The organism is Pseudomonas brassicacearum (genome assembly GCF_003732265.1).
In the GTDB taxonomy this organism is placed as follows: Bacteria; Pseudomonadota; Gammaproteobacteria; order Pseudomonadales; family Pseudomonadaceae; genus Aquipseudomonas; species Aquipseudomonas brassicacearum_D.
The window spans coordinates 39,846-65,108 of record NZ_MOBK01000010.1 but is presented as its reverse complement, the minus strand read 5'-3'; the positions used below and the strand labels follow the sequence as shown (position 1 = coordinate 65,108).

Below are 25,263 nucleotides of genomic sequence, written 5' to 3'. Positions count from 1 at the left end.
AGTTTAATGCGCCCCGTTGCCCAGATAGCTCAGTCGGTAGAGCAGGGGATTGAAAATCCCCGTGTCGGCGGTTCGATTCCGTCTCTGGGCACCACTAATTAATTTCAGGTGGTGTCTATACCACCCGAAAGCCCCAAGAAACCCGCCTAGTGCGGGTTTTTTGTTGTCTATGCTTTCCCAAATGATCCCTAGCTGCCCAGACAGTTGGGGGCATATCTGGGGGCATCCCCGGTTCGGTCAATTTAATGCCCCTACGGAGATGCCCTATGCCTCGCAAAGTCATACAGCTTACCGATTCAGCAATCAAGGCAGCCAAGCCTCAGGAGAAGCCCTACAAGCTCTCTGACGGCAGAGGCTTGTATCTGGAGATCATGCCTACAGGTTCAAAGCTGTGGCGGCTCAAGTATCGTCACTTCGGCAAGGAGAACCGACTGGCCCTTGGGTCATACCCTGGCGTAACACTGGCGCAGGCACGAAAAAAGCAGTCAGACGCCCAACAGTTGATAGCCGACGGCAAAGATCCCAGTGCCGAACGACAGGCAGTCAAGCAAGCACAGAAAGTCAAGGAGCTGACTTTTGAATTGCTGGCGCGAGAGTGGTACGCCTACAACGCCCCACGCTGGGCCGAGACGACCCGCTACAAGGCCAATCTGTATTTGGAAAACGACATCATCCCCGGCATTGGCTCGCGTCCCGTGAAGGAAATCACCCGATCCGAGTTGGCGGCACTGGTGCGCGGCGTAGAGGCACGGGGCACACTCAATGCAGCCGGGAAGATCCGCCAGTGGCTGCACCAGATATTTCGCTACGGGCTGGCCAAGGGAGTGGTAGACGCCAATCCGGCCACTGACCTGGATGTGGTGGCAGCGCCAGCGAAGCCTCCACGCCATCACCCACACATTAGTTTCGCCGAGTTGCCCGACCTACTGGCCAAGGTGGAGGCCGCAAAGATTTACACCCCTACCCGCTGCGCCATTCGCCTGCTGGTGCTGACCGCCGTGCGCCCTGGAGAACTGCGCGCTGCCCCATGGTCTGAATTCGATCTCGACAACGCCACATGGACGATTCCGAAAGAGCGGATGAAAGCCCGTCGCCCACACGTGGTGCCGCTGCCCCGTCAGGCAGTTGCGATCCTGCGCCAACTCAACGAAATTACTGGTAGCTATGACCTGTTGTTTCCCGGCCAGCAAAACCCTGACCGGCCAATGAGTGAAAACACGATCAACAAGGCGTTGCGGCTGATGGGATATGAAGACCGCCAGACCGGCCACGGATTCCGCCATCTGTTGTCCACTGAGTTGAACGGGCGTAGCTATAACCGAGACTGGATTGAGCGCCAGCTTGCCCATGGTGACGCGGATGGCATCCGCGACACCTACAATCATGCCGCTTATCTTGAGCAGCGCCGGGACATGATGCAGGCGTGGGCGGACTCTATCGACGCACTGTGTGCAGGTGCCAACGTAGTGACTCTCAAGCGCAACGCTTGAAGCCACCACGCCCACAAAAAAGATCCCCCAAGCCTTCCCCTGCACACCCAATTAAAACCGGCTAATCTCGTTTTTTTGGGAGTGTGCCCATGTCGGATGACGAGACTGACGCCGTTAAGGAGTTCTACAAGGCATTGACGGCGTTCGAAGCAAGACAGATGTCAGCGCGAAAGCGTGCGGCGCTTCAGCGCGCTTACCAAGCGCTCGGCTGGGAAACTACCTACACGACCAAGGATAGCGATTTGACTGAACTGCGAGATATTGGCCGGGACGTTGGTACGCGAACCGGGACGCCCGAGGAGCGCCGCGCCGGGCTTCAGATTCAAGCCCGTATTACTGAGCTGATATTGGCGATCCGGGGTCGGCGCATCGAGCCCGGGCGCGACTATCGAAAACGTGCCGGTGGCCGGGCATCTGGCCGAAAGAACCACGAGGCTGCGCTGGAAAGACAATTCGAGGTCGTTGCACTCTGGAACAAATACGCATACAAGCCCCCGCATACCCGTGTAGGAACAATTGCTGATCAAACTGGCTATTCGAAGATCAGCGTGCGGCGTTATCTGAACAATGCAGGGATCACGTGGTAACTCAACCTGCACGCTCTGCCCCCCCATCCAGCCCCTCACGCGCGGGGCTTTTTTTGCGTCCTCCGAAAGTTTCACTAACGCCTTGCTGGCACTTTTGGAAGTTTCATTAACGCGCACTTGATACTTTTTTTTCGAGGGAATTCTGGCGCTCTGAACTTTTCGCGCTTAGCCTTTCGCTTGTAAACATACATCCGTAGAGGAACAAGAAATGGCACACACAACTAAACAAATTCAAGCACCCACCGAAACTCTTACCGTCGCTGGGCCACACAAGTTCATAAAGCTTGATGTCGTCAAAGCGCTAACCACACTTTCCGCAACCGAAATTTATCGGCGCATCGGACTCGGCACGTTTCCTGCGCAAATAAAATTTGGTCCAAAGTCGTCCGCCTGGCTCGAAAACGAGGTCCTCCAATGGCAAGAGGCGCGCATTCGGGAAAGCCGCGGCGAGATGGCCTGAAGCGAGACGCCTAGCCAGTCACCACCGACTGGCCGACACCGCTGCACGCTTTAAGCAGATGATTAAGACGAGTCAAACCACCTGAATAAAAAAAAAGGAGCGCCTTGCGCTTGCCTGGAAGAAAAGCCCCCCCATAGAGGGAATGAATATGAACTTGCAATTTAAATATATCAATTCCGACGAGGAACGGGATTTCCATTACAGCTCTAAATTTAATATTGCCATAGAGCAGATCAAACACGGAGATCCCCAAACCGAGCGCATGTATCGTGCTCTTGAACTATTTTACCAGTCATTTGCTGGCGCTCGCACTATAGAGATCAGACGTATCTCTGACAGCATTGCCTGCCTCGACTTCGTAGAGGCTTATGGCGCACTAACTCCATCAGACAAAGACAAACGCAATACTTGTGACTGGAGGCGCGCTTGCAAACTTGCAGAGAAAGCAGCGTTCTTGGTTGTAGCCGGATATAGAACAACCATCTTTATCAACTTCGCGGACTAAGGCCATGAATAGCGCGGACATGTCGAAACTAAACGCGGGAATCTCATTGATGGATCAGATCGGTGAGGGCGTGTCGCTGCTCCGCGCAGACATTAGCCTTTGCCCCCTGACCAACTTCAACAACCTTCAGCTCTGGAGAATGCGGCCATGAATGACTACGAACCTCCGCCACATGAGCAACTGCCACCTGGAGCCAACACAGGCGAACACAGCACCCAGAGTGAAGACAAATTTGCCTTGGTCTTCGAAGCACTCTATCGCGATGAACTGCGTTACTGCCACACGTCAGGCACTTGGTACTTTTGGAACCGGAATTGCTGGAGAAAGGATTGCGATCACCTTGCTTTAGACAAAGCACGCAAAGTTTGCCGAAGCTGTGCTGATGGAAAACCAGCCTACTTGAAGCACGCCACTGTCAACGCCGTCGAGCGCCTTGCCCGTTCTTCCCGCGCGCTAGCAGTTATCGCTGAATGCTGGGATACAGACCCCTGGTTACTAGGCACTCCTAACGGTACCGTAGACCTGCGCAGCGGTAAGCTTCGGGATGCCAATCAACAAGACTTCATTACCCGTCAATCAAGCGTAACGGCTGCCGCCAAAGGCGATATACCGGTTCACTGGCTTAAATTTTTAAACGACGTAACAGGCAATAATCCTGATCTGATTCGCTTCTTACAGCAGATAGCAGGGTATTGCTTGACTGGCTCCACACGTGAACATGCTCTGTTTTTCATCTATGGCCCTGGTGGTAATGGGAAAACGGTTTTTCTCAATACGTTGACCGGTATTCTGGGCGAATACGCGCAGGCCGCCGCCATGGATACTTTTACTGCCAGCAAATACGAGAGACATTCGACTGATCTGGCCATGCTCAAGGGCGCACGGTTGGTCACGGCAAGTGAAACCGAGGAAGGTAAGCGTTGGGCGGAGGCCAAAATTAAGCAAATCACCGGCGGCGATCCAATTACTGCCCGCTTTATGCGTCGCGACTTCTTCACCTACCAACCAGAGTTCAAGCTCGTCATCATCGGCAATCACAAGCCCTCTCTCGACAATGTAGATGACGCTATGACGCGCCGACTCAACATCATCCCGTTCACCTACAAACCGAGTACCCCTGACCCTGATTTGGAAGGCAAACTCCGCGACGAATGGCCTGCCATCCTGCGTTGGATGATTGAAGGTTGCCTGGACTGGCAACAGAACGGTTTTCTACGGCCGAACGTCGTGTCAGACGCGACCAAGTCGTACTTCGAGGATCAAGACCTATTGGGACAGTGGCTAGAGGAATTTTGTGAGCGCGGTACAAATCATGAAGACTCCCACAAGATTCTATTTAGCAGCTGGAGTACCTACGCCATGGCGGCCGGGGAAGAATCAAAAACGGGAAAGGCCTTCACTCAAATGTTGGTAAATCGAGGTTTCGAGCGGAAGAAAGTGGAGAGCGCTAGAGGTTTCAGAGGGTTGCGCATGAAGCCCGCAAAGGCATTCGATGATGCCCGTTACCTTGATACGTGGAATGATTAATCTGTCCAGCCGCCCGACCGTAACGTCGGGCTGTTTGGCCTGCACGAGTGACAGTTGGTGACAGGTAAAGACAGTTTCAATAACCAATCTGTCATCGCTGTGAACCCCGCGATTGCTGGCTTTAAGACTGTTCGGGACAGATAGGACAGATTTTTATGGTATATCGCGCAAGAAGCGCCCGCACGTATGTGGCGTAAATGGATAAATCTGTCCCACCTGTCCTTCGGCGAGCTGGCGGAAATCACCGCGCGAATACAAAACAGCATCCGTGCCGCTGGCTAAACAGAATTTCGAGCAGCTCGAAATTATCAAGATGCTGAAAACTTGGACCAGGTCATGCCGCGTATCGCAACACCCGTGAGGGCAAGTCCCTATCACCTGAACCGTAGCGCTGGAGATTAGCCACCTTGGTATATGCGGATGTGATCAGGCAATCCTCCTGAGGCCTGAAAGCTTACTCGCCGCAACCGGTACGAGTTCAGCGTCATGCGGTCCCTTGGAGCATTGGTAACTTTCTTGAAGGTAGCCGGCAATGTGGTTGTGGAGTTGGCGCCAATGATTCTCTTACCAACTGGTAGGTAAAATTTAGCGGTTTCTCCTGAGCCTATCTCTGCCGACTTTTTCCCGTCGATGTACAAGATGGTGTAGCACGCTGAGCCCGTGAAGCCATTATCACGAGAGACTGTCAGTGCCCCGTATTGGCCGGTGGGCTTACTCTGAGATGCTGTAAGCCTAATTGCAGGAACGGAGCTGCTTGGTCTGAGGGAGTTGGCAAGGTTGAACAACCCGCCAAAATTATTGGAGAGATTGCAAGCAGTCCGATTAAACGCATAGTCTGGTTGTCTATTCACGACTCAATAGAGCGCGGAAATTACCACGCAGCTGTGTGTTTTAAGTCCTTGGTGAGCCATAGTAGGCAATCGCACAGACTAGCCCACCTGTTTCATTCCACCTGACCTTGCATCGGGTTTGACCAAGTCGTTTCGTGGCCATGACAGGTAGAGAACAGCCAAACTCACTCAGATGCTATGAAGTGGCGATTAGCTCTCGCCAAGGACATCCCGCGCATGCGACACAGCATGCCTTCCAGGGTCATTCGCAAATCACGCTTGTTGTAGAAGCCCATGTGCAGCAGAATTTCCCGAAGCTTCGACCAGTGCGCATCACTTAACAGTAATCGGGTATTGCAAACTAGTTTTGTTGTCATGTAGGAGCTTTAACGATACGCGTTTTCTCTTTTAGATCAATAGATTGAGGTGAAACGGCAACAGACCCTAGAGAAGCAGGCAATATTTTCGTGCGTTTACGCTTGCCTTCGGTAATATCCGGGTAACTCAGAATTACAGGAGGTCAGAAAATGGGCTTCATCCCCATCAATGCGAAAGTCAAGGGCACCCTCGGCTGGTTTATCTCGCAGAAGTTGCTGATCGGTGCGCTCAAGTCTCCTTGGGCTAAGGTCTATTATTGGCGAACTCCTGATACGCCTGTTCGCCCACTGGTAGCTGGACAAGAAAACCTACCGCCGCCGTCACAATATCACCCTGAATACGCCAGACGGCATCACCCAGATCAGCCGTATTTTCATCTCGCCCGACGACATTTTCGTGATTAAAGCGAAGAATATGAGCGGCATAATTCATCTCATAAGATAAAACAATGACACAATTAGAAAATTTGCAAGCCCTTATCGGAAAATACAACAGCAACCTAGATTATTATCGCTCTACCCGCTATAACGAAACGCAACTAAGGACTGACTTTCTAGACCAACTGTTTACGATTCTAGGTTGGGATATAACGAATGCTAGCGGCAAGACAACAAATGAACGTGAGGTTTTGGTCGAAGAGGGCTTACGATTTAGGTCGGGTGATAATACAAAAAAGCCTGATTACACTTTTCGACTTTTTTCTGAGCGTAAATTTTTTGTTGAAGCAAAGAAACCAAACATTCAAGTTCATATCGATTCTGAGTCAGCAAAACAGATTCGTCGCTACGGATTTACCGCAAAGTTAAAAATTTCAGTTCTATCTAATTTTGAATATACAGCGATATACGACTGCTCTAACCCAGTTACCGAAGAAGACTTATCCACCAACTCAAGAATCAAAATCTACCATTACACTGATCTTGTAAAAAATCTCGAAGAAATTAAGCGGTTAATCGGCAAGGAAAGCGTTTACTCAGGCACATTTGATTCTGAATGGGCCAATATTGAAAATAAAATATCTCGCTTTAGTATTGATGACTTATTTCTAAAACAAATTAATGACTGGCGCTTGATGCTAGCAAAGGAATTCATTGGCATAAAACCAGACTTCAACGAGGAAGAGCTTAATGATTTAACTCAAGACTATATAAATAGCATTGTTTTTTTGAGAGTTTGTGAGGATAGAGACCTTGAAAATTATGAATCGCTTTATTGTCTTGCTATAAAAAAGGACTTTCAGTCATTAGTCAAAAAACTAAAGGCGTCTGATAGAAGGTACAACTCAGGCTTATTTTCTCTTTCTCATATCAATTTACTCGTCAATAATCTCGATTCATGTATTTGGACGATTATTAAACAACTGTACTTCCCTGAAAGCACCTACTCATTCTCCGTATTTTCATCTGATATATTGGGAAATATTTATGAGGTGTTTCTTAGTGAGAAAATCCGTGTTAATCAAAGCGGTGAGATCGAGTTACAACCAAAAAATGAGAATATCGACAGAGATGTCGTTACAACGCCTAGTCATATTGTTAAAGATATAATAAGAAACACTATTGTAGAGTTTTGCAAAGGCAAAACTGATGAGCAAATACTGCAATCAAAGTTTGCAGATATAGCTTGTGGCTCAGGTGCATTTTTGCTTGAAGCATTCCAGGCCTTACAAGACATTTTAATTGACTACTATATCGAACATGACCGGTCTAAGTTGCAGCAGCTGACAGAGCATAGTTTCAAGCTAAAGCTATCTGTCAAGAAAGATATTTTAACGAAATGCATCTACGGCGTGGACAAAGATTTTAACGCAGTAAAAGCATGTTCATTTGGCTTGCTTCTAAAACTACTTGAAGGCGAATCCAAGGAGACAATTGAGCCAAATACACCTATTCTTCCAAGGATAGATAAAAACATTCTATTTGGAAATAGTTTGATTGACTTATCGGCCAATATTAAAAGCTCAGAAGTGCTTGCCGTTAATCCTTTGAATATTGAACACCAGTTTGATGTGATTATTGGCAATCCTCCTTATATGGCAACTGAGCATATGAAGCAGTTCACTCCATTAGAGCTGCCAATCTATAAAAATAAATACAAAGCTGCATTTAAGCAGTTTGATAAGTATTTCTTGTTTGTAGAGCGCTCAATGCATCTGTTAAAAGAAGATGGGTATCTAGGCTACATCCTACCATCCAAATTCACTAAATTAGGTGCTGGCCAAGGCTTACGAAAACTTTTAGCAGATAACAAATTTTTGAGCAAGATGATCTCGTTCGGGGCGAGCCAAGTATTCAAGAACAAAACCACATATACGTGCTTGCTGTTCTTAAAAAAATCTCCACAAACCAGATTCGATTATTATGAAGTAAAAGATTTTAAGAAGTGGCTTACTCGTGAAGAAAACTTTCTGAATGCCAGCACGTATGAAGTTGATAAGCTCAACTCCGACACATGGATCCTTGAGAAGGATACCAATAGACTGTTGGAAATGATGTATAGCAAATCAGAGCCTCTAGGGGATATTTTAGGCAGTAACTCGATCGCGAACGGTATACAAACAAGTGCCAATGCCTATTACATTCACGAAGAAATTAAAACCGTAAGCAATTTAATTTATTTTGAGTACGATGGCGCAATACACTGTGTGGAAAAAGAGCTTACTAGACCTTACTTCCAAACACAGCGTTCAGGAGATGATCATTTCTACACATACAAAGATGTCGAGCCCAACGCCTTTGTGATTTACCCATACAAAAAAGTCAGTAATTCTATCGAACTTGTCGAATATCACGAATTGAAAAAAAATTATCCTAAAATGTATGATTTTCTTCATGTCGTGAAAGTACATCTAGATAACGTCAATCGTTCGGTAAAACCAGTACCTACCACTCCGAATGAATGGTATAGATACGGTCGTAGTCAAGCTTTAGAAAACTGCGATGTTCCACAAAAAATCATCGTTGGTGTTTTATCGAATGGTTTCAAGTACTCGATTGATGAAAATCGAACTTTCGTATCGTCTGGTGGCACGGCTGGCTATAGCATAATCAACGTGCCTGATTCTTGCCCTTACTCCACCTATTACATACAGGCGCTTTTGTCCTCTAAGTATTTGGAGTGGTTTGCTTCTATTTATGGTGAAGTATTTAGAGGTGGATTTGTCGCTCGAGGCACAAAAATTCAAACTCGAATGCCTATTCCAAGAATAAACTTTAGCAATGCAGCTGAGAAGGCAAAACATGATATGGTTGCCAACTTGCAAAAGCAAATGAATAAACTTTATTCTCAAATTAATAAAGCAAATGAACGTTCTAAAACCCCTTTGGAAAGACAGTTTGAGAATCTTGTTCAAGAAATGAGCCTGTTAGTTCAGAGTCTTTTCGATCTAGGTGATTTCGATAAAGAAATACCAACGGTAAAAGAGCTGTACGGTTCACTTTAAAACCAAGGGAGTAGAAAATTTATCTCTGCTCCCCATTTAATTACCTCCTATCGAATCTCAATTTGATAGTCATATGCCTCATTTCGAGCATCATAAATAGTTAATGTTTTGCCAATTAACTGCTCATTTTGGATTACACCCAAAGCCGCCCCCCAATGTAAACCTGTTGTATAATTTCTTTGATTGGACTCCCATGAAGGCTTATGGCTTAGTTCCAACCTAAACACGCCACAATCTTGTCCATTTATCAAAAACTTAAAATTCGCACTAGCCATCTCTTTGTCATCAATTGGATACCAAGCCAATCTGACAAATACAACGTGGCGAAAATAATTAGTTTGATCAATGCCATAATCAGATTGAGTTAATCGCAAGACACCTGAAGCATGGCTTGTATCAAGCAATTGCAAGTCTCCCCTAGGGAGATTTACCTTTTCCCAAACTTTATGTAGTGACATTTTACCCTGCTCCATAGTTACGTTAGACTAAAAAACCACCAGCTAATAAAGCAATTATAAGTTCGACTATAGTTTCGGCTCTACTACTTACGTAAACGACGGTCTCTTAGTTTTTTCCAGATTTTCATAAGTTGTTCATTATCTTCTTTAGAGACCCCTAACTCAGCTAGGATAGCTCCGCCATGCTCTCGAATGACTTCTTCAACCTTACCGTCTTTTACCAATTGATTTAGAGTGGCGGAGTCATGCTGATAACCTTGGATCACGGGTATATAGATTTTCTCAATTTCAGAAGGAACAAGTTCTAACACGCCACCACCATAGTAACGCCCTTCTAGTTCCGCCGTAATGGCTGTGAGAGGATTTAAAAAGCTACATACAAGATTCTCAGCATCAGTAAAGCTTGAAGTAATTCGATAAGCCGTATCAGTCGTATAAGCACCAACCTGATTCAAAATTAATCTAGGCGCCTCATGACAGCGTTTTAGCATTCCTATCTCTGTGCTATATATGGATGGAACTTTATACCAAGGCTTACGAATGCGACATTTATACCGCAGATGGAATTCTTCAAGCTCACCAGTTTTTATGTAGCGCTGCACTTTTGACGGAAGCTCGCTGTAATCATCTCTGATATACAAGAAGTTTGTTGGAAGACTTTGCAACTGATTCGACTGGTGTTGAGCTTTATCATACAAAATACCAGGACAGTGCTGACTACGCCCAAACATTGGATGAGCGTATGCTTCGAGACCAAATGTCTTGACTGTTTCGTTATTGACCAAAAAGAAGTTGTTGGCTCCCGTCACGATACCAACATCAACTTTGGCTATATCTTTAAACTTATGTACGGATTCATGGCTGATAATTTTCTTGATTAGTGATATCTCACTTTTCTCTAATGTTGCTTTAGTCCACTTACCTTCAACCGTTTCACCATTAATGCCCAAAATCCTATTAAATAATGTCTCGGGACATTCATTAAGAAAATCAAAACCGCTCACGCTCACGATACCAACACCCTCTGAAGGCTTGCTTGTATCTTCTTTTTTCTCTGCCATTATAATGACAGCGCCTTGCAAGGTGTCCTCGAACCAAATTTCTTTTGGGTCAATGATTACAATCTTCGAGCATATTTGCCCCATATAGCTACGCAGAGACTGAGCATGCATTACATGAATTATCTCTGACGGGATTACCATTCCCATACGCCCGCCGCTCTTCAGTAGAGAGAGGCTAGATAATAAAAATGAAACCCAAGCATTTGTATGTTTGGTGAATTTTTGACCCAGCTGTTTAAAAACAAGCTCAGCTTGTTCTTGAAAAGATTGTTCAAGGAACTGATATCTAATAAACGGCGGATTACCGATTACTGCATCAAATAATTGCCGTTTCTGATTTAGCTGCTGATTCGCCCAAACTAGAAAATCTCCCTCAGTGACACTGGAGTTTTCGAAACCCAGTTTTGAGCATAAATCGGATGCCTTTTGGGCTTCAGCATCAAAAAGCTCAAAGCCAGATAACTTAATTGCTTTATCACAGTGATTATTGTGTAGGGCCTGAATAAACACGCCATCACCACAACTTGGTTCCAGAATAGATTTAGGTTGTTTCTGCAAAACCCACCTAGCCGCATAATCTGCCAATTTTTGGGGGGTATAATAACCACCGCGCAGTTTTTGAGTGGTCTGGTCTGCTTTAAATTTCATTATTTGCCTTTAAAAAACTCTTTATAATTTCTGACTTTTTTTCTTCTATGTGCTCATTAGCTTTGTTCATGAACCAGTCCTTCAATGTTTGTTGTTCATGAGCCAAAACTGAGTAGAGAGCTTTCTTTAACCCTGGATCAATTTCTAGAACTATGCGCCCTGAATCACTTTTCGCCATGCCATCACCCATATGATGTATATTACATTACATAGGTTACATAAAATGCAGCATCGCTGAAAGAAAAAATATCCTAATGCCCACTTTAATTCGATTACACGCCACCAGAAAATCTTCAGATCCATCAGAATGTGACGTTGGGGCCCTGACAAATCCCGTACTGTGATCCTTCCGTAGGTTTTTCAGACGCGCCGACCAAGCTCAGCACTACGAGTGCCTCAATTAACCTGCACAAAAATTCCCGATTAAGCCTCTTGGGGCGAGTGCGCCTCCAAACGTTGTGACCGACTATCTATAATGGGTCCAAAGCAATCCGTCGCGAGCAGCTGCTCTTGGCCGATTTTCTGCCCAACAATACGAAGTTTTAAAGTCAGCATCGAGCGATGGACTGGTCACCGACAATGAAATTCAGTAGGTCTGATAGACGTACCTACTTCGAGGTGGCGGAGCGTCCGGACGCTTCTCGACTCCAGGACTAAACTGATGGTGATCCGATTGGGGAAAGGGTGTGGCGAAGGGGGGGCATGCTTTCGAAAAGGCGATGAACCTCCGAGCGGCCACTGAGCTTTTTCTCAATACTGATTAGAGTGATTTCGAGGGCCAAAAAATGGCCAGAAGACAAGCGGAAACCCGGAAACAGCCTGATACCTCCATCAACTCCAAAGTAGAGGTGATGCAGGCCACGCGTTTGGTTTTGAAACCAACGCGTCACCTTGAGCCCCGAGCGCGGCAAATTTTCGCCATGATCATCAGCATGCGGCCAGCGACTCTGTGGGGAGCTTATGACCTACAGTTGGCGACCGACTTGGCCGAGATCAATGCCCAGATCGAATGGACTCAGGAGGTGTTGGCGGTCGAGGGTGACGTGCTGACCACTCGCCTCGGAACGCCAATCATCAACCCTCGTGCAACCCACTGCGGGAATCTCAAGCGCCAGGCGGTCACGTTTGTGCGGGCGCTGGGACTGTCGGCAGGTCAACGACACCTGGGCGATGAGCCGAGCCGCAAACGTGCGGGCCAGCAACTTGAGTTGCAAATGACCTCCCTCAATGCAGAAAGTGATCCGCTGCTGGCGTGAAGGTATGGCCCGCCGTGGCACCGCTGTGTGGGCACTTGCGGTGTTTTCGGCATGACACCGGCAACCACGTCGGCCACGGCGTAATGCATTTGGGTTTTGCTGGTATTCATCGGCAGTGGTTGGGTAACATTGGAAGCCAATACCGGGGCTACTTTTCCTTTTGGGGGCATATCTGGGGGCATCGCAGGATGTCGAGCCAAAATAAACCCAATGGTGACAAGTAGTTATGCGAGGAGTTCGGTTCCGTCTCTGGCACCAAATACCGAAAACCCTGAATCGCAAGATTCAGGGTTTTTTTATACCTGCGATTTCATAACCGCCTGAAACCTGCAGTACATCCCCCCCTGAAAACACATCCGTTTTTATTGCTCTGGCTCAATGATGGCTCCGTGCTATTATTTTTCCGTTACATGGAAGACGACCTACATTGATCCCGATGCCCCCGCATCCGAATCAATCGATACAGGATCGAGACAGCGCATGGAGTGCGTGCTTTTTCACCCCTCCCCGCAAAACACTGCCCTCCCCTGTTGGACCTGTGTAGCCAGTCTTGCCAGCACGCCCTCCTCTCGAAATCCTGAACATGGAACAGTTATGTCTGACATCAATGAACTCAAAGACAAGATCAACACCAAAACCTTGAATATGGTTTTGCTGTCGGTCGCAACCGTTGGGCTGTACCTGTTGCTTTGGCTGGTCAGAACCAATCAGAAAATCAGCGAAACCACCAAAATCAAACTGGTCGATAACACCTACATCATCTGGCTGGCCGTCTGCCTTGGCTGGAGCGGCGCTTTGTCCAACTCGGGTGAAGTACTGTTCGATGCACTGTCCGGCATTCTGATCATTGCGACCAACGCGCTGTACATCGTCTGGGCGTTCAAAGCCAAGAATGCACTGTCGGAATACGCCCTCAGCGAACACAAAATCGATCTGCGGATGAACGCGTTCTATACGTTTTTCCTGAATGTTTTCTACATCAACTACTGCATCAACGACCTGCCTGAAGAACAACGCAAACAACTGATCCTGCGTGGCTCGACAACACAAGCCTGATTCACGGTAATGGACGGGCAGCCCCCAGTGGCCGCCCGTCTAATCTGCAGCCTCCCTCATTCGCTACCGTTCCAGTGGAACACCAGATTCCTCGCGCCAGCACTGCCGATATCTGTCGTGTCACGCTTCTCCTCACCGTTGCGCGTTGCCACGACCGTGTACTTGCCGGCAGGTAATTGGACATAGACCAGAGGACCCGCCTGACTCAGCGTCAGCACCGGCCCTTTAGCGTTTTGGACCAGCAGCTGCACGTCCGGAATGTATTCGTCTTGCGGACCGACCGAGAAAGTCATGTGCAGGTTGTAGCCAGTCGTTTGCTGGATAGCTTTGGCCTCATCCTCGCCGACACCACCGGAGAGGTATGAAATCCCGTTTTGTTCCTGCCGTTGAACTTGCACGCCAGTCGTATCGATAGGGTCAATGCTGGCAGCGCTCAACATCGCCGGAAACGCCAGGACACCGACAGCAACAAGGGACAACGTGAAGGCATGGACGTATTTCATGATGACGACTCCCGGGCTCTTCAGAACCCTCTCATCCCCTTGAGTTTTGATTTCCCGGACGTCATTCCGGTTTTAGATTGATTCGATCTTGGGTTCACTGCGAAACGGACTACACCCTGTATTCCAAAAATACATCCGGCCATCGGCAAGGTCCTGCGAAACGTATCCGGTAATTCCTTCCGGATTAGCAGCGGCGTACTGCATCCCTGCCCCATGTGCACTTGGCATCCTCTTTCGCCTGCTTCTCCGGCCGCGGAAGACTTCATGACCCTCGTCAAACCCGATAACACTCCAGATTCACAACTCACCTCATTGGTGGACAACCTTGGCGAACTGATCCGTCAGGCACGCCTTAAAGCGCTGCGAGCGGTCGATACAGCTCAAGTGCAAACCTGCTGGCAGATAGGGCGGCATATTGTCGAGTTTGAGCAGGAGGGAGCTCGTAGGGCGGGGTATGGAAAGCAGTTGTTGGCGACTTTGGCCAAAGCCCTCACTGCCGAGTTTGGGAAAGGTTTTGATGAGCGCAATTTGCGATACATGCGCGATTTTTATCAAACCTTTCCAAATTGGAACGCAGTGCGTTCCGAATTGAGCTGGACCCATTACCGAAGGCTTCTGCGCGTCGACAACGACCATGCCCGTCATTGGTACATGAACGAATCGGCCCACCAGAACTGGTCAAGCCGCGCCCTTGAGCGCCAGATCAACACGCTGTATTACGAGCGACTGCTGGCGAGTCGCGACCGGTCTTCTGTCAGGGAGGAAGCCGCGACCAATATCCAGAAAATGGCCACTAGCCCAAGAGACTTCATTCGGGATCCGGTTGTGTTGGAGTTTTTGGGTCTGCCCAATGCGGGCCTGATTCTGGAAACCGAGCTCGAACAGGCGTTGATCAATCAGCTTCAGGGATTTCTGCTTGAACTGGGCAAGGGTTTCGCCTTTATCGCCCGCCAACAACGCATCAGCACCGACAGCAAAGACTTCTTCATCGACCTGGTGTTTTACAACTACCTGCTCAAATGCTTTGTCATCTTCGATCTCAAACGCGGTGAACTGACCCATCAGGATGTCGGCCAGATGGATATGTACGTGCGCATGTACGACGACCTCAAACGCGGACCAGAGGATGGTCCCACTGTCGGCATCATTCTTTGCGCACAGAAGGATGAATCCGTGGTCCGTTATTCCGTGCTGGAGGGTAATGAGCAACTGTTCGCCAGCAAGTACAAACTGGTGCTACCAAGTGAAGAAGAACTTCGTGCGGAACTGGATCGGGAGCGGGCCCTGCTCGAGGAGCGACTGCTCAATCAGAAGCGCCGATAGAAATGGGCGGATTGTCCACCAGTACCATGAAGACTATCGTTGGCACCTACGCGCAAAGGTACGTCACCGATGAATTTCAAGGACACGCCTGCACTGGCGCCGGCTCAGATCGAGCTGCCATTGCCTGCCACCCCACCCGGCACTTCCTTCAAGGAGACCGCCGCAGACGGCTTCATCCTCGGTGGCTTCACCTGGCGGCACACCCCGCCAGACCCGGCCCGCCCCGTCGTGATCATCAACGCCGCCACCTCGGTGCGCTGCCGCCATTACTCACGCTTTGCCGATTACCTGTTCGCCAACGGGTTCGATGTCATCACCTACGATTACCGGGGTATCGGCGAATCTCGCCCCGCCTCGCTGAAAAACCTCGACGCTTCATGGACCGACTGGGGCGCGCTGGACTTTGAGGCGATGCTCAAGCGCGCCGAGCGTCAATTCCCGGGGCAGCCCATCGATGTCGTCGCCCACAGCTTTGGCGGCTGTGCAGCGGGCCTGGGAGCGTCCGGGCATGTCATTCGACGGATGGTGACGGTCGGCGCGCAATTCGCTTACTGGCGCGACTATGCGCCCGCCCATCGTTGGCGGATGTTCGGCAAGTGGCACGTGGTGATGCCGTTGATGACGATGTTCCACGGCTACTTCCCCGGTAAACGCCTCGGCTGGCTGGAAGACACGCCAGCCGGCGTGGTTCGTGACTGGAGTACGCCGACCGACCGCTTTGAAACACGCCCCAGCGGTCGGCGCCTGCAGGGCGGAACCGGTCGATTGCCCTTCGAGCGTGTCAGCGCAAACATCCTTGCGATTAGTGTCAGCGACGATCCCTACGGTACGATTTCGGCCATCGAACGCCTGCTCGACTACTTCACCCACAGCACCCGCACCCATCTGCGAATCACCCCGCAAGACATCGGCGAAGAAGAAGTCGGACATTTCGCCTTTTTTCGCAGCGCATACCAAGCCACACTATGGCCCATTGCATTGTCCTGGCTGCAAAACGCCGAACTGGCCCCCGACACACCCGGGCGGCGAGTCCCGCGCAGCTAAGCCCTCTCAACGAATACGGAACGACGAACATGGCCTCCGCCAACAAGCAGCACAAACGCGCTACCCGCGCCAAAGCCAAGGCCAAGCAGAACCGCACCCAGCGTGCCACCGCGCCGGTCGAGCTGGACCCGAACGACGATCGCATCGACTTCGAATCGGTGGACCTGACCGAGCTGTTCAAGAAAATGATCGACGCCGAAAAGACCAGCCAGCAAGCGATGTGCGTGGCCTTCCTGGAAGACCCGCTGCTGGAATTGGTCTACGAACAGGAAGGCGAAGAAGGCGCGATGGACTTCATTCTCGCCGCGCTGATCGAGTACCGCCAATGGTCGACCGAAGTCGACGAGGCCGGTGCCCTGGCGTGGATCGAATCACCAGCCTTCCAGGCTGACTATGTCGCAGCGTCCGATATCATCGCCGCGCAAACCCAACAGAAAGCAAACTGAGCTCCCATGGCATCCCTGAACAAGCAACAAAAACGCGCCAAGCGCGCAAAGGCCAAAGCCAAGCAAATCAACATCCACGGCCGTAAACCCGCCGCGCTGGACGATGACCTGGACGAAATCGGCGAGCCGATCCCGGAATACACCCTGGCGATGTTCAGCAAAATGCACGACGCCGAAGCCACCAGCCGCAGCGACATGCTTCAGGTCCTGCTGTCGGACCTCGCCGGCATCATCAGCGACCATCCAGACTTGCTGGACATGGAAAACGCCGACAACGAAGCCATGGCCGCCACCCACCTGGCCGCCGACATGCTGCTCGACTACCGCATGTGGGCTGATGGCATGGACCGGGAAACGGCTCAGGCCTGGCTGACCGAGCCGCAGTTCATCACTGACTTCGGTAATGCACTGGACAGCTATCGTCAGGCGCTGGATGCGCAGGAAGAAAAGAGCGAGTAAACGCGCTTGGCAGAAACAAAAAACGGCCGCTCGTCATCACTGACAGCGGCCGTTTTTATGGAAACCGTTGCAAAAGGACTCTTCCGCTACCTCTCGTCAGCGGAAAGGTATATCCCATTGACATATCCCTCTTTAAATCTATTCTTTGGACTCTCAACACACCCCAAAAGCCGGAGGCCAGAAATGGAACAGACCACCCTTTTCATGAGTAATCGAAGCCAGGCTGTCCGTCTTCCGAAAGCTGTCGCCATGCCAAGCGATGTAAAACGAGTCAACGTAGTCGCCATCGGCAGGGCTCGCATCATCACCCCAGCGGACGAAACTTGGGATAGCTGGTTCGATGGAGATGGCGTAAGCGCAGACTTTATGACTGACCGCGACCAACCCTTCGAACAGGAGCGTGAGTCGTTCTGATGATCAAGTTCATGCTCGATACCAACATCTGCATCTTCACCATCAAAAACAAACCGCAAATCGTAAGAGAAGCTTTCAACCTTCACGACGGGCAGTTATGCATCAGTGCAGTCACGTTGATGGAATTGATCTACGGCGCTGAAAAATCTGCGGCTCCCGAAAAGAATCTGGCGGTGGTCGAGAGCTTCGCAGCACGCCTTGAGGTCCTGCCTTTCGACAATGACGCGGCCGCGCACACTGGAATGATTCGGTCAGAGCTGGCAAGGGCGGGCACCCCCATTGGCCCGTACGACTACATGATTTCGGGACATGCCCGTTCACGCGGGCTCATTGTTGTAACGAACAACCTGCGCGAGTTCGAACGGGTCCCCGGACTACGTGTAGAAGACTGGGTTCACCCCGCTTGAGTCGGACACAGCCACTCAAACAAAAAACGGCCGCTCGTCATCTCTGACAGCGGCCGTTTTTTTCACGCCTTCAACCAACTATCAGGCAGCAACACCATCCAGACGCGGGATATCAAAGCCAAGCTTGGCACTGGCATAGCCCAGTTCGCCTTTGGCGATGGACTGAGCCTTGTAGCCGTCATTGATCAGGTCCTTCACGTACAGCTTGTTGTAGATGAACATGAACACGAGGTTGCTGAAGCTGAAGGTGAAGCAGGCCACGACGAACATGATCGCTGCCCACTTGAAGTCACCACGGAACAAGGCCGGGAAAAAGCCAAAGAAAAATACGGTCCACGAGAAGCCGATTGGCGCTTCTTTCATGGCACCGGTATTCGGGTTTTTGAACACAACCGATGTAAACGCCATGCCTGTCTCCTTGATGCCCCAATGGGTTGGCTGAATGGCCGGGCTAGCTCCATGCAGCGCTGATTCCGATCTACCGCTTGAACGGCAGGCACACGCAAATGCATCTGTGAACACACCGCAGATGAAGGAGCAGGCAAGAAAGGGTCGGGGGGCTTTTAGCCGCAAAGGCTGAGGGCGTCGAACAATCCGTGTCCTGAAACTCCATCGCATCCCGTAACAGCGGGATACACATTCGGCGCAAAGGCTACTATCTTGCCATCATCGTGTCTATCCGCTTGCTACCCAATAAAGCACCTGAATGAAAGGCAAAAAAAACGACCGCGATCATCTCTGATGGCGGTCGTTTCGGTGTCTCAACAACTATTGGCGTGAGTCAGATCACTCAGCGGGCCAAGGCTGCGCTCAGCTTCTCATTGTGACGACGGCGAGCAACCAGCACGCCTGCCGCGACCACCAACAGCGCCAGCAGGCCGGTCGCGAGAATCTCTACGCGATGCGCTTCCTGGAACAACATGATGGTCAGGGCCGCCACGATGAAAATGATCACCGCGTAGGTCAGGCCCGGGAACAGCCACATGCTGAAGGCGATTTTTTCACCGCGAGCCATGCGCTGTTTGCGCATACGCAGTTGTGAAATGGCGATCACCAGGTACACCAGCAGCGCGACGGCGCCGGAGCTGGCCAGCAGGAATTCGAACACAGCGGCCGGGGCCACGTAGTTGGCGAATACCGCAAGGAACGCAGCGCCGGTGGACAGCATGACGGCCCAGTATGGGGTGCCGCTCTTGTTGGTGCGCTGGGAAACGGCCGGTGCATCACCGCGCTTGCCCAGGGAGAACATCATGCGCGAAGCGGTGTACAGCGCCGAGTTCAGGCAGCTGGTCACAGCAACCAAAACCACGATGTCGACGATCAGCTTGGCATTCGGGATACCCATGCGCTCAAGCACAGTCTGGTACGAACCAACGCTGGCCAGGATCGGGTCGTTCCACGGCACCAGGGCCACAACGATGAAAATCGATACGAGGTAGAACAAGCCGATCCGCCAGATCACCGAATTGGTAGCCTTGGAGATTTGCTGGCCCGGGTTCTTCGATTCCGCGGCCGCGATGGTCACGATCTCGGTGCCCATGAAGGAGAACATGGTGGTCAGGATCGCGCCCAGTACCGCGCCCATGCCGTTTGGCAGGAAGCCTTGGGTGTCGAACAGGTGCGAAACGCCGCTGACCTGGCTGCTCGGCAAGAAACCGAAGATCGCCATTACGCCGAGGGCGATGAAACCGATGATCGCCACGACCTTGATCAGGGCGAACCAGAATTCAAACTCACCGTAGTTTTTTACGCTGAACAGGTTAGTCACCGTCAGCAGCAGGGTGATGATCAGCGTGAAAGCCCAGATCGCCACGTTCGGGAACCAGGCGTGCAGGATGGTCGCGGCGGCGTTGGCTTCCAACGGGATTACCAATACCCAGAACCACCAGTACAACCAACCGATGGTGAAACCGGCCCAGTGGCCGATCGCGCGATCAGCATACGTCGAGAAGGAGCCGGTGTCCGGCGAGGCAACAGCCATTTCGCCGAGCATGCGCATCACCAGCACGACCAGCATACCGGCGGCGGCGTAAGCCAACAGCACGGCCGGGCCTGCGGCGGCGATGGCGTGACCCGAGCCTACGAACAAGCCGGCGCCGATTACCCCGGCAATCGACAGCATGGTCACATGACGCGGTTTGAGCCCCTGTTCGAGGCCATTGGAGCTTGGGGTACTGCTCATTGAAACTACCTTTGTAAGGAAAAGCGAATGCGTGCATCCCGCCTCGATTTCTTTCTCGTAAAAAGAAACCAACGGGGCGTTCTGGATTCTGTACGCAATAATTGCGCCAAAATATTTCAAAACCGTCTACCACGGCGATCTCATCCAGACCGGACAGTCATCGCAACCCATTGAAAATAATGGCACTTTGCCAAAGCGTTACCCTGCGACTCACTTTCAAGGACGAATCCGCGCACCGGAAACACGCCCGGAAAATCCTCGACGCACAATATAAGTGCAGAACAGGAACGTTTGGCCGGTTAGCGCTTCCAACCCCCCGCCAAAGCTGGCAACATCGCGCCCTTTTTTACACGACACCCGCCGGGCAACTGGTTCAAACGGCTGTTCGGTTGATAGCAGCGCGACAGTCTGCTGTAGCGATGCGACAACCTGCCACGTCACGTCCGTTTACCGCCCGCAGCGCTGTTGGCTGCCATTCAAACGCTATGCTAGCTTGGCCGCCTCGCCAGGAAGGCCGCCAACAGCAGGAGCGAAACACTATGAGGAACGCACATGGCTGAGGCCACGCCCGCGCTTGAAATCCGCAACTTGCACAAACGCTACGGACAGCTTGAGGTGCTCAAAGGCATCTCGCTGACCGCCCGCGACGGCGACGTGATCTCGATCCTGGGTTCTTCCGGTTCCGGCAAGTCCACGTTCCTGCGTTGCATCAACCTGTTGGAAAACCCGCACCAGGGCCAGATCCTGGTGGCCGGCGAAGAACTCAAACTCAAAGCCGCGAAAAATGGCGAACTGGTCGCTGCCGACGGCAAGCAGATCAACCGTCTGCGCAGCGAGATTGGTTTTGTGTTTCAAAACTTTAATCTCTGGCCGCACATGAGCGTGCTCGACAACATCATCGAAGCGCCGCGCCGCGTGCTCGGGCAAAGCAAAGCCGAAGCCATCGAAGTCGCCGAAGCCTTGCTGGCCAAGGTCGGCATCGCCGACAAGCGTCACGCCTACCCGGCGCAATTGTCCGGCGGCCAGCAACAACGCGCGGCCATCGCCCGCACGCTGGCGATGCAACCCAAGGTGATCCTGTTCGACGAGCCGACTTCCGCCCTTGACCCGGAAATGGTCCAGGAAGTACTTAATGTCATCCGCGCACTGGCTGAAGAAGGCCGCACCATGCTGCTCGTGACCCATGAAATGGGCTTTGCCCGTCAGGTCTCCAGCGAAGTGGTGTTCCTCCACCAAGGCTTGGTAGAAGAGCAAGGATCGCCACAGCAGGTGTTCGACAACCCGCTTTCGGCACGCTGCAAACAATTCATGTCCAGCAACCGCTAACGGAGCTACCCGCATGCAGAACTTCAAAAAAGTCTTCCTGGCTGCCGCCGTCACCCTCGCGTTCAGCGCCGGTGCCATGGCCGAAACCCTGAAGATGGGCATCGAAGCGGCCTACCCGCCGTTCAACAATAAAGATGCCAGTGGCAATGTCGTCGGCTTCGACAAGGAAATCGGCGACGCCCTGTGCGCCAAGATGAAAGTCGAGTGCACCGTGGTGACCTCCGACTGGGACGGCATCATCCCGGCCCTGAACGCCAAGAAGTTCGACTTCCTGATCTCCTCGATGTCGATCACTGATGAGCGCAAGGGCGCGGTGGACTTCACCGACCCGTACTACTCGAACAAACTCCAGTTCATCGCCAAGAAAGACGTCGACTTCAAAACCGACAAGGCTTCCCTGCAAGGCAAAGTGATCGGTGCACAACGTGCGACCCTCGCCGGCACCTGGATGGAAGACAACATGGAAGGCGTCGAAGTCAAACTCTATGACACCCAGGAAAACGCTTACCTGGACCTGACTTCCGGTCGTCTGGACGGCATCCTCGCCGACAAGTACGTCAACTACGAATGGCTGAAAAGCGACGCCGGCCGGTCCTACGAATTCAAGGGTGATCCGGTAGAAGAAAGCGACAAGATCGGTATCGCGGTACGTAAAGGCGACCCGATCCGCGCGAAGCTGAACCTCGCCCTGAAGGAAATCGTCGAAGACGGCACCTACAAGAAAATCAACGACAAGTACTTCCCGTTCAGCATCTATTGATTCTGACCTGCCGGACCGGCGCCGTTCGCTAACGGCGCCAGTCCATGGCATTGCCTGCCGCGATTTGAAAAGAAACCCATGACTATCGATCTCTACGGATTCGGCCCGGCGCTCGCCGCTGGCGCGCTGATGACTGTGAAACTGGCACTCTCGGCCTTGTGTCTGGGGCTGGTGCTCGGTTTGCTCGGCGCCTTGGCCAAGACATCCCCGTACAAGCCGTTGCAATGGCTTGGCGGCACTTATTCGACACTGGTTCGCGGCATCCCGGAATTGCTCTGGGTGCTGTTGATCTACTTCGGCACGGTCAACCTGATGCGTGCCCTGGGCGAGTTTTTCGGCAATCCCGATCTCGAGCTCAATGCCTTCGCTGCTGGCGTGATTGCGCTGGGGCTGTGCTTCGGCGCCTACGCCACCGAAGTGTTTCGCGGCGCAATTCTGGCGATTCCCAAAGGGCATCGTGAAGCCGGTGTGGCGCTGGGCCTGTCGAAATTCCGCATATTCACCAGACTGATCATGCCGCAGATGTGGCGCATCGCCCTGCCGGGCCTTGGCAATCTGTTCATGATCCTGATGAAAGACACCGCGCTGGTATCGGTCATCGGCCTGGAAGAAATCATGCGCCACGCGCAAATCGGCGTGACCGTGTCCAAGCAACCGTTCACCTTCTATATGGTGGCCGCGTTCATGTACCTGGGCCTGACCGTGCTCGCCATGAGCGGCATGCACTTGATGGAACGACGTGCCGCTCGCGGCTTCGCGAGGAGCACCCAATGAACTGGGAAGTCATCATCAAGTGGCTGCCAAAACTGGCCCAAGGCGCAACGCTGACCCTGGAACTGGTGGCCATCGCCGTGATCGCCGGTTTGCTGCTGGCGATTCCGTTGGGCATCGCGCGTTCGTCGCGGCTCTGGTACGTGCGGGCATTTCCCTACGGCTACATCTTCTTTTTCCGTGGCACGCCGTTGCTGGTTCAGCTGTTCCTCGTCTATTACGGCCTGGCGCAGTTCGACGCGATTCGTAACAGCTCGATGTGGCCGTACCTGCGCGATCCGTTCTGGTGCGCCACAGCGACCATGACCCTGCACACCGCGGCCTACATCGCCGAGATCCTGCGCGGCGCGATCCAGGCGATTCCACCGGGTGAAATCGAAGCGGCGCGCGCGTTGGGCATGTCCCGCGCCAAAGCGCTGTTCTACATCATCCTGCCGCGAGCCGCGCGCATCGGCCTGCCGGCCTACAGCAACGAAGTGATCCTGATGCTCAAGGCCAGCGCGCTGGCCAGTACCGTGACCTTGCTGGAACTGACCGGCATGGCCCGCACCATCATTGCCCGGACCTACCTGCCGGTGGAGATCTTCTTCGCCGCAGGCATGTTCTATCTGTTGATGGCTTACGTACTGGTTCGCGGCTTCAAGCTGCTGGAGCGCTGGTTGCGCGTCGATGCCTGCCAAGGGCGTTGATTCCAACGTGCTGACGGGCGAGGACCTGCTCGCCCGCTTCACCGCGCTGGAAGCTTTCCTGATCGAGCATCAAGCACTGTGGAAGCCGCGTCCGTTTACTCATCTGCACCTGCCTTGGGAAACGTCCTACCCGGAGTTGGCACTTTGGCTACGGGAACAGTCGCTGGACGACGCAGAATCTGCTCATAACCAACCTTGTTTGCTGGATGCGCCGGAGCCGTTTGCTTCGTTGGCGGCGTTATCGCTTGAGCTGAGTACGGTCGGCGAGTTACCGGCGCATTCGCTGCAAGCTGCCGGGCATCGGCTGAACGTCGATGTACCGGGGCGCAAGTGGCAACAGATCGAAGCGTTTGCCAGTCGCCTGTCGTTTGCGGTGGCGCCGAAGCACTGGCTGGATTGGTGTTCGGGCAAGGGCCACTTGGGTCGGCGTTTGCTGCAAACCGGGCAACAACTGACCTGCCTGGAATACGACCCGGCCCTCGTGGCCAGCGGACAGGCACTCAGCCAGCGTCATCAATTAAGGGCGCTGCACGTCGAACAGGATGTGCTCGCGCCTGGCGCCGCGAGTTTATTGAACGTTGATCACACCCCGGTGGCGCTGCACGCCTGCGGTGATTTGCATGTGCGGCTGATCCAGCTCGCCAGCGCGGCGGGTTGCAAACAATTGGCAATCGCGCCGTGCTGTTATAACCGGATCAATCAGTCGGCCTATCAGCCGCTTTCCTCGGTCGGTTTACGATCCGACCTACAGCTGTCTCTCGACGATCTCGCCCTGCCCATGAGCGAAACCGTCACCGCTGGCGCTCGCGTGCGACGTCAACGCGACACCTCCATGGCCCGACGCCTGGGTTTCGACCTGCTGCAACGGCAACTGCGCGGCGTCGATGAATACCTGCCCACCCCTTCGCTGCCGAGTGCCTGGCTGGATAAATCCTTCGCTGACTACTGCCATCATCTGGCCGCATTGAAAGAGTTATCCACAGTCGGTTCGCAAGATTGGTCCGCTCTCGAAGCTGCTGGATGGCAACGCTTGGCGCAAGTGCGCAATCTGGAGCTGCTACGCGGACTTTTCCGACGCCCCTTGGAGCTTTGGCTGGTCCTCGACCGCGCCTTTTTCCTTGTCGATCAGGGTTACACCGTTCGCCTCGGGACCTTCTGCGAAACCCCGCTCACGCCACGTAATTTCCTGCTCTTGGCGGAACGCCCGTAAAGCCACAGCCTGTGGATAACTCTGTTGATGA

The 25,263-nt window shown here is 52.1% G+C and carries 25 protein-coding genes, 1 tRNA gene and 2 pseudogenes; 21 read left to right on the top strand and 7 right to left on the bottom strand.

The window, feature by feature from the left end; genetic code table 11:
- Positions 1-18: 18 nt before the first annotated feature.
- The 6 genes from BK660_RS24285 (at position 19) to BK660_RS24260 (ending at position 4,569) form a co-directional block, all read left to right on the top strand.
- Positions 19-94 (top strand) — tRNA-Phe (locus tag BK660_RS24285).
- 172 nt (positions 95-266) lie between these two features.
- Positions 267-1,490, top strand: coding sequence for a tyrosine-type recombinase/integrase (locus tag BK660_RS24280; protein ID WP_404942952.1), 1,224 nt, complete (start codon positions 267-269; stop codon positions 1,488-1,490).
- Positions 1,491-1,579: 89 nt separating this feature from the next.
- The gene (locus tag BK660_RS24275) at positions 1,580-2,077 is read left to right on the top strand and encodes a hypothetical protein (RefSeq protein WP_123435437.1); all 498 of its coding nucleotides are present in this window, start codon (positions 1,580-1,582) and stop codon (positions 2,075-2,077) included.
- 208 nt (positions 2,078-2,285) lie between these two features.
- Complete coding sequence (locus tag BK660_RS24270) at positions 2,286-2,537, top strand: helix-turn-helix transcriptional regulator (RefSeq protein WP_123435436.1); 252 nt, start codon at positions 2,286-2,288, stop codon at positions 2,535-2,537.
- 148 nt (positions 2,538-2,685) lie between these two features.
- A complete protein-coding gene (locus tag BK660_RS24265; protein WP_123435435.1) occupies positions 2,686-3,042 on the top strand; it encodes a hypothetical protein in 357 nt (118 codons plus the stop codon).
- Positions 3,043-3,189: 147 nt separating this feature from the next.
- Complete coding sequence (locus tag BK660_RS24260) at positions 3,190-4,569, top strand: phage/plasmid primase, P4 family (protein ID WP_123435434.1); 1,380 nt, start codon at positions 3,190-3,192, stop codon at positions 4,567-4,569.
- A 1,035-nt stretch (positions 4,570-5,604) separates the two neighbouring features.
- Here the strand turns inward: BK660_RS24260 and BK660_RS33790 are convergent.
- A pseudogene (locus BK660_RS33790) lies at positions 5,605-5,776 on the bottom strand (transposase); the annotation flags it as partial.
- Positions 5,777-5,926: 150 nt separating this feature from the next.
- On the opposite strand from BK660_RS33790, the pseudogene BK660_RS24250 reads away from it, so the two are divergent.
- Positions 5,927-6,206, top strand: a pseudogene (locus tag BK660_RS24250) (nuclease-related domain-containing protein); the annotation flags it as partial.
- A gap of 19 nt (positions 6,207-6,225) precedes the next feature.
- Positions 6,226-9,219, top strand: coding sequence for an Eco57I restriction-modification methylase domain-containing protein (locus BK660_RS24245; RefSeq protein ID WP_123435433.1), 2,994 nt, complete (start codon positions 6,226-6,228; stop codon positions 9,217-9,219).
- 47 nt (positions 9,220-9,266) lie between these two features.
- Here the strand turns inward: BK660_RS24245 and BK660_RS24240 are convergent, their stop codons facing one another.
- The 3 genes from BK660_RS24240 to BK660_RS24230 all read right to left on the bottom strand — a co-directional run bounded on the left by BK660_RS24240 (position 9,267) and on the right by BK660_RS24230 (position 11,576).
- Complete coding sequence (locus tag BK660_RS24240; RefSeq protein WP_123435432.1) at positions 9,267-9,677, bottom strand: hypothetical protein; 411 nt, start codon at positions 9,675-9,677, stop codon at positions 9,267-9,269.
- A gap of 83 nt (positions 9,678-9,760) precedes the next feature.
- Positions 9,761-11,386 carry an N-6 DNA methylase gene (locus BK660_RS24235; RefSeq protein WP_123435431.1) on the bottom strand — a complete coding sequence of 542 codons (1,626 nt, stop codon included), beginning with the start codon at positions 11,384-11,386 and terminating at the stop codon, positions 9,761-9,763.
- Complete coding sequence (locus BK660_RS24230; RefSeq protein WP_259698530.1) at positions 11,376-11,576, bottom strand: hypothetical protein; 201 nt, start codon at positions 11,574-11,576, stop codon at positions 11,376-11,378. Before BK660_RS24230 ends, BK660_RS24235 begins: the two co-directional genes overlap by 11 nt.
- A 742-nt stretch (positions 11,577-12,318) precedes the next feature.
- Here BK660_RS24230 and BK660_RS24225 point away from each other — a divergent pair.
- Together BK660_RS24225 and BK660_RS24220 are read left to right on the top strand one after the other, a co-directional pair.
- On the top strand, positions 12,319-12,642 hold the full coding sequence (locus tag BK660_RS24225) for a hypothetical protein (RefSeq protein ID WP_148057462.1): 324 nt from the start codon (positions 12,319-12,321) through the stop codon (positions 12,640-12,642).
- A gap of 594 nt (positions 12,643-13,236) precedes the next feature.
- Positions 13,237-13,698: a DUF4234 domain-containing protein gene (locus BK660_RS24220; RefSeq protein ID WP_123435429.1), complete on the top strand. Its 462-nt coding sequence runs from the start codon at positions 13,237-13,239 to the stop codon at positions 13,696-13,698.
- 56 nt (positions 13,699-13,754) lie between these two features.
- On the opposite strand, the gene BK660_RS24215 is transcribed toward BK660_RS24220, so the two are convergent.
- The gene (locus BK660_RS24215; RefSeq protein WP_123435428.1) at positions 13,755-14,201 is read right to left on the bottom strand and encodes a carboxypeptidase regulatory-like domain-containing protein; all 447 of its coding nucleotides are present in this window, start codon (positions 14,199-14,201) and stop codon (positions 13,755-13,757) included.
- Positions 14,202-14,465: 264 nt separating this feature from the next.
- On the opposite strand from BK660_RS24215, the gene BK660_RS24210 reads away from it, so the two are divergent.
- From BK660_RS24210 to vapC, 6 genes are all read left to right on the top strand, one after another.
- Positions 14,466-15,524: a PDDEXK nuclease domain-containing protein gene (locus BK660_RS24210; protein ID WP_123435427.1), complete on the top strand. Its 1,059-nt coding sequence runs from the start codon at positions 14,466-14,468 to the stop codon at positions 15,522-15,524.
- A 69-nt stretch (positions 15,525-15,593) separates the two neighbouring features.
- On the top strand, positions 15,594-16,568 hold the full coding sequence (locus BK660_RS24205; RefSeq protein ID WP_123435426.1) for an alpha/beta hydrolase family protein: 975 nt from the start codon (positions 15,594-15,596) through the stop codon (positions 16,566-16,568).
- Between the two features lie 29 nt (positions 16,569-16,597).
- Positions 16,598-17,014: a hypothetical protein gene (locus BK660_RS24200; protein WP_123435425.1), complete on the top strand. Its 417-nt coding sequence runs from the start codon at positions 16,598-16,600 to the stop codon at positions 17,012-17,014.
- Between the two features lie 6 nt (positions 17,015-17,020).
- A complete protein-coding gene (locus BK660_RS24195) occupies positions 17,021-17,473 on the top strand; it encodes a hypothetical protein (RefSeq protein ID WP_123435424.1) in 453 nt (150 codons plus the stop codon).
- Positions 17,474-17,656: 183 nt separating this feature from the next.
- Positions 17,657-17,887: a type II toxin-antitoxin system VapB family antitoxin gene (gene vapB / locus BK660_RS24190; RefSeq protein ID WP_008149391.1), complete on the top strand. Its 231-nt coding sequence runs from the start codon at positions 17,657-17,659 to the stop codon at positions 17,885-17,887.
- Entirely contained in the window at positions 17,887-18,294 is a 408-nt protein-coding gene (vapC, locus tag BK660_RS24185) for a type II toxin-antitoxin system tRNA(fMet)-specific endonuclease VapC (RefSeq protein WP_123435423.1), read from the top strand. The genes vapB and vapC overlap by 1 nt, the downstream gene beginning before the upstream one ends.
- Before the next feature lie 81 nt (positions 18,295-18,375).
- Here the strand turns inward: vapC and BK660_RS24180 are convergent, their stop codons facing one another.
- Both BK660_RS24180 and gabP read right to left on the bottom strand, forming a co-directional pair.
- Positions 18,376-18,702 carry a hypothetical protein gene (locus tag BK660_RS24180; protein WP_123435422.1) on the bottom strand — a complete coding sequence of 109 codons (327 nt, stop codon included), beginning with the start codon at positions 18,700-18,702 and terminating at the stop codon, positions 18,376-18,378.
- Between the two features lie 382 nt (positions 18,703-19,084).
- Positions 19,085-20,476, bottom strand: a complete 1,392-nt coding sequence (gabP, locus tag BK660_RS24175) for a GABA permease (RefSeq protein WP_123435421.1) — start codon at positions 20,474-20,476, stop codon at positions 19,085-19,087.
- 552 nt (positions 20,477-21,028) lie between these two features.
- Between gabP and BK660_RS24170 the strand changes: the two genes are divergently transcribed.
- From BK660_RS24170 to BK660_RS24150, 5 genes are all read left to right on the top strand, one after another.
- A complete protein-coding gene (locus BK660_RS24170; RefSeq protein ID WP_027922189.1) occupies positions 21,029-21,802 on the top strand; it encodes an ABC transporter ATP-binding protein in 774 nt (257 codons plus the stop codon).
- Between the two features lie 13 nt (positions 21,803-21,815).
- A complete protein-coding gene (locus BK660_RS24165) occupies positions 21,816-22,562 on the top strand; it encodes an ABC transporter substrate-binding protein (protein ID WP_123435420.1) in 747 nt (248 codons plus the stop codon).
- Positions 22,563-22,640: 78 nt separating this feature from the next.
- Positions 22,641-23,336, top strand: a complete 696-nt coding sequence (locus BK660_RS24160; RefSeq protein ID WP_123435419.1) for an ABC transporter permease — start codon at positions 22,641-22,643, stop codon at positions 23,334-23,336.
- Complete coding sequence (locus BK660_RS24155; protein ID WP_123435418.1) at positions 23,333-24,022, top strand: ABC transporter permease; 690 nt, start codon at positions 23,333-23,335, stop codon at positions 24,020-24,022. The genes BK660_RS24160 and BK660_RS24155 overlap by 4 nt, the downstream gene beginning before the upstream one ends.
- Positions 24,003-25,232 (top strand): methyltransferase, encoded by a 1,230-nt coding sequence (locus BK660_RS24150; protein ID WP_123435417.1) that lies wholly within the window; start codon positions 24,003-24,005, stop codon positions 25,230-25,232. Before BK660_RS24155 ends, BK660_RS24150 begins: the two co-directional genes overlap by 20 nt.
- The last annotated feature ends 31 nt before the right edge of the window (positions 25,233-25,263 follow it).